General features: G+C 63.8%; 12 protein-coding genes. 8 read left to right on the forward strand and 4 right to left on the reverse strand.

Annotated features, from left to right (window positions below; genetic code table 11):
• Positions 1–64: 64 nt before the first annotated feature.
• Together ACW5DN_RS09375 and ACW5DN_RS09380 are read left to right on the forward strand one after the other, a co-directional pair.
• Positions 65–1,774: a proline--tRNA ligase gene (locus tag ACW5DN_RS09375; RefSeq protein ID WP_456962417.1), complete on the forward strand. Its 1,710-nt coding sequence runs from the start codon at positions 65–67 to the stop codon at positions 1,772–1,774.
• A gap of 142 nt (positions 1,775–1,916) precedes the next feature.
• Positions 1,917–2,330 (forward strand): H-NS histone family protein, encoded by a 414-nt coding sequence (locus ACW5DN_RS09380; RefSeq protein WP_456962418.1) that lies wholly within the window; start codon positions 1,917–1,919, stop codon positions 2,328–2,330.
• Between the two features lie 285 nt (positions 2,331–2,615).
• Here the strand turns inward: ACW5DN_RS09380 and ACW5DN_RS09385 are convergent, their stop codons facing one another.
• The gene (locus tag ACW5DN_RS09385; protein WP_456963021.1) at positions 2,616–3,875 is read right to left on the reverse strand and encodes a threonine/serine ThrE exporter family protein; all 1,260 of its coding nucleotides are present in this window, start codon (positions 3,873–3,875) and stop codon (positions 2,616–2,618) included.
• Between the two features lie 117 nt (positions 3,876–3,992).
• On the opposite strand from ACW5DN_RS09385, the gene ACW5DN_RS09390 reads away from it, so the two are divergent.
• The 6 genes from ACW5DN_RS09390 (at position 3,993) to rfbA (ending at position 9,772) form a co-directional block, all read left to right on the forward strand.
• Positions 3,993–5,111 carry an MlaE family lipid ABC transporter permease subunit gene (locus tag ACW5DN_RS09390; RefSeq protein WP_456962419.1) on the forward strand — a complete coding sequence of 373 codons (1,119 nt, stop codon included), beginning with the start codon at positions 3,993–3,995 and terminating at the stop codon, positions 5,109–5,111.
• Positions 5,087–5,911, forward strand: coding sequence for an ABC transporter ATP-binding protein (locus ACW5DN_RS09395; RefSeq protein WP_456963022.1), 825 nt, complete (start codon positions 5,087–5,089; stop codon positions 5,909–5,911). The genes ACW5DN_RS09390 and ACW5DN_RS09395 overlap by 25 nt, the downstream gene beginning before the upstream one ends.
• Positions 5,911–6,837: an MlaD family protein gene (locus ACW5DN_RS09400; protein WP_456962420.1), complete on the forward strand. Its 927-nt coding sequence runs from the start codon at positions 5,911–5,913 to the stop codon at positions 6,835–6,837. The genes ACW5DN_RS09395 and ACW5DN_RS09400 overlap by 1 nt, the downstream gene beginning before the upstream one ends.
• Positions 6,834–7,523 carry an ABC-type transport auxiliary lipoprotein family protein gene (locus tag ACW5DN_RS09405; RefSeq protein WP_456962421.1) on the forward strand — a complete coding sequence of 230 codons (690 nt, stop codon included), beginning with the start codon at positions 6,834–6,836 and terminating at the stop codon, positions 7,521–7,523. Before ACW5DN_RS09400 ends, ACW5DN_RS09405 begins: the two co-directional genes overlap by 4 nt.
• Before the next feature lie 300 nt (positions 7,524–7,823).
• Positions 7,824–8,885, forward strand: a complete 1,062-nt coding sequence (rfbB, locus tag ACW5DN_RS09410; protein WP_456962422.1) for a dTDP-glucose 4,6-dehydratase — start codon at positions 7,824–7,826, stop codon at positions 8,883–8,885.
• Between the two features lie 2 nt (positions 8,886–8,887).
• Complete coding sequence (gene rfbA, locus ACW5DN_RS09415) at positions 8,888–9,772, forward strand: glucose-1-phosphate thymidylyltransferase RfbA (RefSeq protein ID WP_456962423.1); 885 nt, start codon at positions 8,888–8,890, stop codon at positions 9,770–9,772.
• Between the two features lie 12 nt (positions 9,773–9,784).
• On the opposite strand, the gene ACW5DN_RS09420 is transcribed toward rfbA, so the two are convergent.
• The 3 genes from ACW5DN_RS09420 to ACW5DN_RS09430 all read right to left on the reverse strand — a co-directional run bounded on the left by ACW5DN_RS09420 (position 9,785) and on the right by ACW5DN_RS09430 (position 11,805).
• Entirely contained in the window at positions 9,785–10,411 is a 627-nt protein-coding gene (locus ACW5DN_RS09420; protein ID WP_456962424.1) for a CoA transferase subunit B, read from the reverse strand.
• A complete protein-coding gene (locus ACW5DN_RS09425) occupies positions 10,411–11,157 on the reverse strand; it encodes a CoA transferase subunit A (protein WP_456962425.1) in 747 nt (248 codons plus the stop codon). The genes ACW5DN_RS09420 and ACW5DN_RS09425 overlap by 1 nt, the downstream gene beginning before the upstream one ends.
• A 138-nt stretch (positions 11,158–11,295) precedes the next feature.
• Positions 11,296–11,805 (reverse strand): hypothetical protein, encoded by a 510-nt coding sequence (locus tag ACW5DN_RS09430; protein WP_456962426.1) that lies wholly within the window; start codon positions 11,803–11,805, stop codon positions 11,296–11,298.
• Positions 11,806–11,816: the final 11 nt, after the last annotated feature.

Below are 11,816 nucleotides of genomic sequence, written 5' to 3' on the forward strand. Positions count from 1 at the left end.
TGGCAGGGGCCACGGGACTTGCTCCGTGGCAGAATGCCCGATCCCTCCGGCAAGAACCCCGCCCATGCGTCTGTCGCAGTTTCACCTCCATACCAGCAAGCAGATCCCGGCCGAAGCCGAAATCATCAGCCACAAGCTGATGCTGAAGGCCGGAATGATCCGCAAACTCGCCTCCGGTCTTTACACCTGGTCCCCGCTGGGCCTGCGCGTGTTGCGCAAGGTCGAGCGCGTGGTGCGCGAGGAGATGGAGGCGGCCGGCGCCATCGAGATGCTGATGCCCTCGGTGCAGCCGCGGGAGCTGTGGGAGGAAACCGGACGCTGGGAGAAATTTGGCGGCCAACTGCTGAAACTGCAGGATCGCAAGGACGCCTGGTATTGCGTAGGCCCGACCCACGAGGAAGTCATGACCGACTTTGCGCGCAGCGAGTTGGCCAGTTACAAGCAACTGCCGGTGACGTTCTACCAGATACAAACCAAGTTCCGTGACGAGATCCGGCCGCGGTTCGGGGTCATGCGCGCGCGCGAGTTCCTGATGAAGGATGCATATTCGTTTCACCTGGACGACGCCGACCTGGATCGCCAGTACCAGGTGATGCACGAGGCCTACAGCCGGATATTCACTCGCCTGGGCCTGGAGTTCCGCGCGGTATTCGCCGATACCGGCGCGATCGGCGGCAGTGCGTCCCATGAGTTCCACGTGTTGGCCGACTCGGGCGAGGACGCGATCGCGTTTTCCAACGGTTCCGATTACGCGGCCAATACCGAACTGGCCGAAGCGCTGCCACCCGCTGGGCGCGGCGTGGCCGGCGAGACAATGCGCCAGGTCGAGACCCCTTTCCAGCGCACCTGTGAGGCGGTGGCAACGCTGCTCGACATCCCGCTTGCGAAGACGGTGAAATCCGTTGTCATGGTCGGCGAGCCCGGGCTTGTGATGGCACTGGTGCGCGGCGATCACGCCATCAACGAGATCAAGCTGGCCAAGCTTCCCGGAATGGCCGGCTACCGGCTCGCCACGGAGGCGGAAATCCACGATGCGCTGGGCTGCGAGCCGGGGTTCCTCGGGCCGGTCGTTCCCAAAAGCCGTATCCACGTGATTGCCGACCGCAGCGTCGCTGCCATGGCCGACTTCGTGGTCGGCGCCAACCAGAAAGGATTCCACCTGGCCGGCGTCAATTGGGGCCGCGACCTCCCCGAGCCGGCGCTGGTCGCCGATATCCGCAATGTGGTGGCCGGAGATCCCTCGCCTGACGGCCACGGGACGCTCGACATCGCGCGCGGCATCGAGGTTGGCCACATATTCCAGTTGGGTCGCGGGTATGCCGAAGCCATGGGTTGCACCGTGCTGGACGCCAACGGCAAGGCCGCCAACCCGACCATGGGCTGTTACGGCATCGGCGTGTCGCGGATCGTCGCGGCGGCCATCGAGCAAAACCACGACGATAACGGTATTGCCTGGCCGGAGGCGATGGCGCCGTGGCGAGCGGTGGTCTGCATCATCAACCCGAAAAAAGATCCTGCCGTCAGCGAGGCCGCCGAAACCTTGTACGGACAGCTCAATGCCGCCGGCATCCAGACCCTGCTGGACGACCGCGGCCTGCGGCCGGGCACGATGTTTGCCGATATTGAACTGATTGGCATCCCGCATCGGATTGTCGTGTCCGAGCGAGGCCTGGCCGCCGGAACCTTTGAATATCGCCATCGCCGGGTCAGCGAATCGGTCAATCTGGCGGCGGCGGCATTGCGGACGCAGTTGGGTATTGCCGACCCAAATTGAAAAGCACGGCCCCAACGGGCCCTCGAACCTGAATTGATGGCTTTTTCAGAGTAACCCACTGTATTTACTAATACCCTCGGCGCGACTACCATTGCGGCGCAGGCCATCGCGTGGCCCGAGTTAACAACCCCTGGAGGCCCCAATGTCGATTGATATCAATGCGCTGTCCGCGAAAGAACTCGAAACCCTGATCAGCAAGGCACGTAAGCGCAAGACCACCTTGAGCAAGCGCAAGCCGCTGGCGCAGGTCCGCAAGAAGCTGACCCAGCAGGCAAAAAACGAGGGATACACCCTCGATGAGCTGTTCGGTACCGGCGCCGTAGCCAGTGTCGCGCGTGCTCCGCGCGGTACCGCAGTAAAGAAGACCCGCAAATCGACGGGCAAGGTTGCGCCCAAATACCGCGATCCATCCAACGCGGACAACACCTGGACCGGTCGCGGCAGGCAGCCATTGTGGCTGGCGGCGTATACCGACAGCGGTCGTAACCGTGACGAGTTTCTCATTGAGAAGAACCCGGGCACCGGCACGAGCAGTTATTCCGCATCCAATTCCTGAACGGGAATGTGAATGAAACATAGAAACCGGCCGTAGCCGGTTTCACCAGAATGCCGGCCATGTGCCGGCATTTCTGGTTCTGGACAGTTCGTTTTTGATCGTCACTCCCGCGGAGGCGGGAGTCCAAGGACGTTGCTTTTCACGCGCCCACGTCCATGGATCCCCGCCTTCGCGGGGACGACGGTTTACTGCGGGATGACGGTTTACTGCGGGATGACCGTGCGCTGTCGGGATGACGGTTTGCTGTGGGGATACCTGATTACTGAGGATGACGACAAGCGCTCCCTAGAGATTCCGGCGTGTCGGTAGCAACAGGTTGCCGAACAACAAACCGGCGACGACCGCCAGCAGGATATTCAATACCCCCAATAGCGCTTCCTCCCCGACCCCCATGTCCTGTTGCTGGAGCAAGTCCAGCAAGGCGCGCAGGCTCGCGCTGCCGGGCACCAGCAAGATGATTCCGGGCACGCGCACGATGGTCCCTGGCCGATGGAACCAGCGCGCATAGGCATTGCCGGCCGCGGTCATCACCAGCGCCGCCAGGAAGATACCGGCCGGGGCGCCCCAGGCCAGCCCACCGAAACGCGAGATCAGGTAACCGCTGGCCGCTGCCACCATCACCAACGGGTAATCACTGGCCTTGGCCCGGAACAGCACCGCAAATGACAGCGACGCGGCGACCAGCGCCACCCATTCCACCCAGTCCGGTTGCGGCCGCAGCGCGCGCACCGCTGGCTCAAGCGACATCAAGTTGGCCAGGTACAACGCGATCACCGTACCCAGGGCAAGTTTGAGGACCGTGGTCAACGCGCCGGCAACACGCGCGGTGCCCGACACCAAGTGCTGGCTGGTCAACTCGTTCATCGCGTTGGTCAGGGTCAGACCCGGCAGCAACACGATCAGCGAGGCGATGATCACCGTGTTCTGGTTCAACGGCGCGATGAAACTCGCCACCAGCACCGCCACCATGGTCGCGATCATCGCCAGTACCGCATCGGAAGCCTCGCGCAGGCGCGGGCGCGATTCCGCCAACTGGGTCAACAGGCCGATCGCCAGCCCATTGAAGCCCGCCACGCCGATATCCAGCCATGGCAACCGCAACAACCCACCAACGGCGGCTGCGACCAGCCCGTAGCCCACTATCTGGGCCAACCGCCCTTTCCAACTGGGTGGCGCGTCGAGCGCGTTCATGGCCTCGAACGCGCTCGCCAGATCCATCTCGCCGCCGATCAGTGCCTCGGCGATGCGGTCGGTCTCGGCCAGCCGATACAAGTCGTTATCGCCGGGCGGCAACCGGATCACGCGGGTGATGTCGCTGGCACCGGTCAGGCGCTGCGGATCGCTGAACGACAGGATCAATGCCGTTGGACTCACCCACGGCTCGCAATCCAGGCGCAGCCGCTCGGCCACCGACAGCAACGCGCCCTCCAGCCGCTGGGCGGTGGTGCCGTAGATATGCAGCCGCTCGGCCAGTTCCACCATGAAGGCGATGCGATCCGGATAACTGGCGTTGCTCAGCGGGAAGGCATCGGAGGTGCTTGGCAGCGGCAGCGGGGTCGTCATCGGGCAAGCATCGCACGACGAGGTTGAGAACCAACAGGGTTTCACGCCGGGAGATTCGCGCCTCGATCCCGGTGGCCCGTGTATCCTGCCAAGACACCCATGAAGCCGCCCTCAGCCCAGCCGCCGACGATTGAATCCGACGACCGCACGCCCGGCTGCCTGCGGTTGGGGGGACAGTGGACTCTGGAGTATGCCGGCCAGGTTGGCGACTGTCTGGCGACGGTGCCGCCTGGCATCACCTATCTGGATGCGTGCGCGGTGGAGCGACTCGACTCGCTGGGTGTGTTGCACCTGTTGCGCTTCGCCAGTCAGCGCAATCTGGACTTCACCCATTTCAATTTTCGCCCGGATCACCAGGCACTGGTCGAGGCAATCGACGATGTCGCCGACGACCGGCCGCCGCGCCGGCGCGAATACGGCGTGTACGACGCGCTGGCGCGACTGGGACGCGCGGTCACCAATAACTGGCGGGAATTCCTCGCCCTGCTCGGTTTCCTCGGCGAGGTGCTGGTCAAGTTGCTGCGGCTAATCAAGGAGCCGAGCCGGTTCCGGCCCACCGCGACTGTCTTCCACATGGAGCAGGTCGGCCTGGATGCGGTGCCACTGGTGGCGTTGCTTTGTTACCTGGTCGGCGCGGTGGTCGCCTTCCTGGGCGCGAATGTACTGCGCGAGTTCGGCGCGGAGATTTTCGTGGTCGACCTGGTCAGCATCGCCTTCATGCGCGAGTTTGCGGTCTTGCTGACCGCGATCATCCTGGCCGGCCGCACCGCCAGCGCATTCACCGCCCAGATCGGAGCGATGGTCAGCCGCGAGGAGGTCGACGCGATGCGTACCCTCGGGCTGGATCCGGTCGACCTGCTGGTGATCCCGCGCGTGCTGGCGCTGCTGGTGATGCTGCCGTTGCTCACCTTCGTGGCGATGGTGGCGGGACTGCTGGGCGGGTTGAGCGTCGGTGCGTTCGGCCTGGACATCCCACCGCAGCAGTACCTGGTCCGGATGCAGGACACGATGGAGCTGAGCAACCTGTGGGTGGGTCTGGTCAAGGCGCCGGTGTTTGCGATGTTGATCGCGTTGATCGGCTGCCTGGAAGGCTTGCAGGTGGAAGGCACGGCGCAGTCGGTCGGCGAGCGCACCACCTCCAGCGTGGTCCAGGCAATTTCGGTGGTGATCATCCTGGACGCGTTCTTCGCGATCTGGTTCATGGAGATGGGCTGGTGAGCACCGAACCGATCATCCGCGTGCGCGGACTGGTCAATCGCTTCGGCAACCAGCTCGTGCACGACGACCTGGATCTGGACGTATTGCCCGGCGAGATCATCGGTGTGGTCGGCGGGTCGGGCACCGGCAAATCGGTGTTGATGCGTTCCATCCTGGGACTGCGCAAGCCCAACGAAGGCGCGATCGAGGTACTCGGGATCGATGCACGCAGCCCCGATGACAACGTCCGCCGGCAGATCGAGCGCAATACCGGGGTGTTGTTCCAGGACGGCGCGCTGTTCTCGTCGCTGACCGTCGGCGAGAACGTGCAGGTGCCGTTGAAGGAATACCACCGCGACCTGCCCGAATCCCTGCTGTACGAGCTGGCGCTGTTGAAGGTGAAGCTGTCCGGGTTGCCCGCCGATTCCATTGACAAACTACCGTCGCAATTGTCCGGCGGCATGCGCAAGCGCGCCGGGGTCGCACGTGCACTGGCGCTGGATCCGCCACTGTTGTTCCTGGACGAGCCGACCGCCGGCCTGGACCCGATCGGCGCGGCCGCATTCGACCACCTGATCCGCACCTTGCAGCAGGCGCTCGGGCTGACCGTGTTCCTGATCACGCACGACCTCGATACCCTCTACGCTATCTGTGACCGGATCGCGGTGCTGGCGGACCGCAAGGTGATTGCCTGTGCGCCGCTGGCCGAGATCGAACGGCTCGACCACCCCTGGGTGCGCGAGTATTTCCATGGTCCACGCGCACGCGCCGCCCAGACGGCGCGCGGCAACCCGGGCCGGCTCAAAGAGGCAATTGATTGATGGAAACCAAGGCCAACTACGTCCTGATTGGCGCCTTCACGATCATCGCCACCCTGTCGCTGCTGCTGTTCGCATTGTGGGCGGCGAAATACTCCTCCGAGAAAAGCTGGCAGGAGTATCTGGTGATATTCAACGAGCCGGTGACCGGGCTGAGTGAAGGCAGCAGCGTGCAGTACAACGGCATCTCGGTAGGCACGGTGGAGAAGCTGAGCCTGGCGCCCGACGACCCGCGCCGGGTCCGCGCGCTGCTGCGGGTGCAGGCCAATGCGCCGGTCAAGACCGACACCCGGGCCAAGATGTCGATGACCGGCATCACCGGCAGCCCGATCATCCAGCTCACCGGCGGCGATCCGGCCAGCGCACGGCTGGACGACGTGGACAAACGCGATATCCCGGTTATCCAGACCGAAGCGTCCGCGCTGCAGAACATCGCCGACACCGCCAACCGGCTGGTCGCCCGGCTCGACCAGGTCCTGAGCGAAGAGAACGTGGCGCGGGTGTCCAACACCCTGGAGAACATCGAGGCCATGACCGGCTCGATCGCCGCCCAGCGCGAGGACCTGGGCGCACTGATCGTCAATGCACGCAAGGCCAGCGAACAACTGCAGGCAACCCTGGCCAACACCAACCAAGTGGTATTGGACGTGGACCGCGAACTGATACAGAAACTCCCACAACTGGTCGACAAGCTGGACGGCACCCTGACCCGGCTGGACTCGGCCGCAACCAGCGCCGACGGCATACTCAGCGAGAACCGCAACGCGATCAACAGTTTCGCCAACGACGGGTTGGCCCAGTTGGGACCGACCCTGGGCGAACTGCGCTCACTGGTGCGCGACCTGCGCCGGATGAGTGACCGCCTGGACAACAATCCGACCCGCTACTTGCTCGGCCGCGATGGTCCGAAGGAGTTTGAGCCAGAATGAAAACGACCTGCCCGCCGGCTACCGAAGCCCTCCGTCCCGACAATCTCCGCCAGTGGCACGGCATTACGCGCGTGCTCGCCGCTGCTGCGCTGGCGATCGCGCTCGCGAGCTGCTCGATCCTGGGTGCCGGCACCCGCGAAGCCTCCACCATCTATACGCTTGACCCGCACGTGACGCCCCAGGCCGATTGGCCCAGCGCGGACTGGCAACTCTCGTTGACGCCTGCCAACGCCTCGCGCAGTACCGACAACCTGCGCATCACCGTGCGCCCGACGGCCAACGAACTGCAGATCTACAAGGGCGCACGCTGGGCCAAGGTGCCCACCGAGATGGTCGAGGACGCGCTGCTGCAGACGCTGGAGGATTCGGGCAAGCTGCGCGCCATCGCCCGCCAAGGCACCGGGGTCAATGCGGACTACAAGCTCGTGCTGGACCTGCGCCGGTTCGATTCGGACTATGCCAACGGTGCCAATCCGGCCGCGACGATCGAGCTCAACGCCAAGCTGCTGCATGCTCCCGACCAGAAAATCGTCGCCGCCCGTACGTTCGTGCAAGCGCAACCAGCGGCCAGCGCGGACATCGGGGACGTAGTCAACGCATTCGAGCAATCCCTGCAGACCCTCACCGGCGATCTCACCGGCTGGATCCTGACCAGTGGCAACCAGCATGAGCGCGAAGGGCATTAGCCAAGATTTGAACAACTGCCGTCATCCCCGGACAATCACCGCAATTTCCATCATTTCCCCGTCATTCCCGCGAAAGCGGGAATCCAGTGCCTTTGCCGTTTCGGGGCCTGAAGTCACTGGATCCCCGCTTTCGCGGGGATGACGGACTATGCGGGGATGACCGAAGCTATGCGGGGATGAAGGACGCCACGCGGATGACGGAAGCGACGCGGTAATGGCCGGAATGGCCGGAATGAAAACAAATAGCGTTGTTCGGACCATCAGAACGGCGCGGCAAAGACTCAACTGAAGGGCCAATCAATGACCCATAAAACCTGGCTCGTCACCGGCGGCGCCGGCTTCATCGGCGGCAATTTCGTGCTTGACGCGGTGGCCGCCGGCATCAAGGTCGTCAATCTCGACTTGCTGACCTACGCCGGCAACCCGGACACGCTCAAGTCGCTGGACGGCAATCCCGGCCATGCCTTCGTGCAGGGCGACATCGGCGACCGGGCACTGGTCGCAACGCTGCTGGCCGAGCACCAGCCCGACGCAATCGTCAATTTTGCCGCCGAGAGCCACGTCGACCGATCCATCGATGGCCCGGCCGAGTTCGTGCAGACCAACGTCGTCGGCACCCTCGGCCTGCTCGAGTGCGCCCGCGACTACTGGCGCGACCTGCCCGACGATCGCAAAGCGGCGTTCCGCTTCCTGCACGTGTCCACCGACGAGGTCTATGGCTCGCTCGGCGCGGAAGGCAAGTTTACCGAGACCACCGCGTACGCGCCCAACTCCCCTTACTCCGCGTCCAAGGCCGCGTCTGACCACCTGGTCCGCGCCTTCCACCACACCTACGGGCTGCCGGTGGTGACCACCAACTGCTCCAACAATTACGGCCCCTACCAGTTTCCCGAGAAGCTGATCCCGCTGGTGATCGCCAAGGCCGTCGCCGGCGAACCGCTGCCGATCTATGGCGACGGCAAGAACGTGCGTGACTGGTTGTACGTCAAGGACCACTGCAGCGCGATCGTGCGGGTGCTGGAGGCCGGTCGCGTGGGCGAGACCTACAACGTCGGCGGCAATGCCGAATACCAGAACATCGACGTGGTCCAGACCATCTGCCGCCTGCTCGACGAGCGCCGTCCGCGCGCCGATGGCCAGCCGCGCGCCAGCCAGATCACCTACGTCCGCGACCGTCCCGGGCACGACCGTCGTTATGCGATCGATGCCAGCAAGATCGAATCCGAACTGGGCTGGCATCCGGCGCTGAGCTTCGAAGAAGGCATCGCGCGCACCGTGGACTGGTACCTCGACAACACCGACTGGACGCAACGGATCCTCGATGGCGACTACCGCCTCCAACGCCTCGGACAGGAAGACTGACCATGACACGCAAGGGCATCATCCTGGCCGGCGGCTCCGGCACCCGGTTGTACCCGATCACCCAGTGCATCAGCAAACAACTGCTGCCGGTGTACGACAAGCCGATGATCTACTACCCGCTGAGCGTGTTGATGCTGGCCGGGATCCGCGAAATATTGATCATCAACACCCCGCACGAGCAGGCGTTGTTCCAGCGACTGCTCGGCGACGGTTCGCAGTGGGGTCTGGACATCCAGTACGCGGTGCAGCCCAGCCCCGACGGCTTGGCGCAGGCATTTACCATTGGCCGCGACTTCATCGACGGCCACCCCAGCTGCATGGTGCTCGGCGACAACATCTTCTATGGCCAGGGCTTGACCGACACCCTGCGCCGGGCCAGCGCCCGTACCGAAGGCGCCACCGTCTTCGGCTACCACGTCACCGATCCGGAGCGCTATGGCGTGGCCGAACTGGACGCCCACGGCAAGATCCTCAATATCGAGGAAAAGCCCGCCAAGCCGCGCTCCAATTATGCGATCACCGGGCTGTACTTCTACGACGACACCGTCTGCGACCGCGCCGCGTCGCTGAAACCGTCACCGCGCGGCGAGCTGGAGATCACGGATCTCAACCGCCTCTACCTGGATGACGGTGCACTGCACATGGAAGCCCTGGGACGGGGCTCCGCTTGGCTCGACACCGGCACCCACCAGTCGCTGCTGCAAGCCTCGACCTTCATCGAGACCATCGAAGCACGTCAGGGACTGCGGATCTGCTGCCCCGAGGAGATTTCCTGGCAGAACGGCTGGATCGACAACCAGCAATTGCTCAAGCTCGCCGAACCGCTGCTCAAGAACGGCTACGGCCAGTATCTGGCGGCCCTGATTGGTCGAGGAAAAATGCTGTAGGAGTCACACTCCTCAGCAGAAGGCACACCCGGTCTTCGCCCGCAACTCGTCCTCACCGACATCCGGCGCCAGCTCCACCAGCTTCAACCCGTCCGCGGTTACGTCCATCACCGCCAAGTCGGTGATGATCCGGCTGACCACGCCGACACCAGTCAGCGGCAGCGTGCACTCGGACAGGATCTTCGGCTCGCCGCGCTTGGTGGTGTGCTCCATCAGCACGACCACGCGCTTGACGCCGGCCACCAGGTCCATCGCGCCGCCCATGCCCTTGACCATCTTGCCGGGCACCATCCAGTTGGCCAGGTCGCCCCTGTCGGTGACCTCCATGCCGCCCAGGATCGCCAGGTCGATGTGGCCGCCGCGGATCATCGCAAAGCTGTCGTGACTGCCGAAATAGCTGGCGCCGGAGCGTGCGGTGACGGTCTGCTTGCCGGCGTTGATCAGGTCGGCGTCGATCTCCTCGGCGGTCGGGAAGGGGCCGATGCCGAGCAGGCCGTTCTCCGATTGCAGCCAGACATCGACGCCATCGGGGATGTAGTTGGCAACCAGGGTCGGCAGGCCAATGCCGAGGTTGACGTACGCGCCATCGGTGAGTTCCTGCGCGGCGCGCTGCGCCATCTGCTCGCGGAACCAGGCCATTATTTGTCTCCTTCGCGCACGGTGCGCTGCTCGATCCGCTTCTCAGGGGTCGGGTTGTGGACGATGCGATCGACGTAAATACCGGGCAGGTGCACGTGGTCAGGGTCGATCGCGCCGAGTTCGACGATCTCCTCGACTTCGACGATGCAGACTGCGCCGGCCATCGCCACCGCCGGGTTGAAGTTGCGCGCGGTCTTGCGGAACACCAGGTTGCCCGACGGGTCGGCCTTCCAGGCTTTGACCAGCGACACATCGGCCTTGAGCGCTGTCTCCATCACGTAGTGCTTGCCGTCGAACTCGCGGGTCTCCTTGCCCTCGGCGACCACCGTGCCGTAACCGGTCGCGGTGAAGAACGCCGGGATGCCGGCGCCACCCGCGCGCAGGCGCTCGGCCAGCGTGCCCTGCGGGTTGAATTCAAGTTCAAGCTCACCGGCCAGGAACTGGCGTTCGAACTCCTTGTTCTCACCCACGTAGGACGAAATCATCTTCTTGATCTGGCGGGTCCCAAGCAACTGGCCAAGGCCGAAACCATCGACACCGGCGTTGTTGGATATCGCGGTCAAGCCGGTGACGCCCGAATCGCGCAGCGCCTCGATCAGCGCCTCGGGGATGCCACACAAGCCAAAGCCACCCACGGCGAGGGTCTGGCCATCGGCGACCACGCCGTTGAGGGCAGTCTTGGCGTCGGGGTAGAGCTTGCTCTTCGCATCGTCGACACGTGGCGAGGCGGCACTGGTCTGGGCCATGGGAACAACTCCTTTGCGGGATTCGACGAGTCTAGCGTGGACACCTGCCCCAAGGGATCGTCCATTGGGGCAGTGATGCAGCGGTTGACAATCAGCGTAGGGCCAAAAGCCACCGCGCACCGCATCTCACCTGCGTCGTCACTCGGGAGCGGTGTCTTCGGCGATCTTCGCCGGCCAATCCAGCAAAATGCGTCCACGTGCGTCGGAGTGATCTGCCTTGGAGTCGTTGGATGGCGTGACCGTCACGATCACGATCCCAACCTTCGACTTGTCGAACTTGGCACGAATGTTCCCATTTTCTGAATCTTTTCGCTCCCGCTGTTCAAAGCCGGCCGCCACCAATGACTGCTCGATACCCGCAAAGATGCTCTCTTTGTCACCAGCCAGATACTCAAGCCCAATGCGACGCCGATCAGACCGCTCTTCCCGTTCCACAATGCGATCGCTGCGGAGGTGATACGGGAAAGCCAGTTCCACGCCTTCCGGCAGCGGCTCGGTCAACTGCCGGATTCGACTGTTAGCAGTGGTGGAATCCGTGGATGCGACAGGCGCTCCCGACGTCACATCGACGGCAGCAGTTTCTTGCGATTGCTCGGAACAACCAACGACCAAGATCGTCGCCACGGCAATAGCTATCAAATATCTCATGCTTTATGACC

The organism is Lysobacter sp. A289, assembly GCF_054072675.1.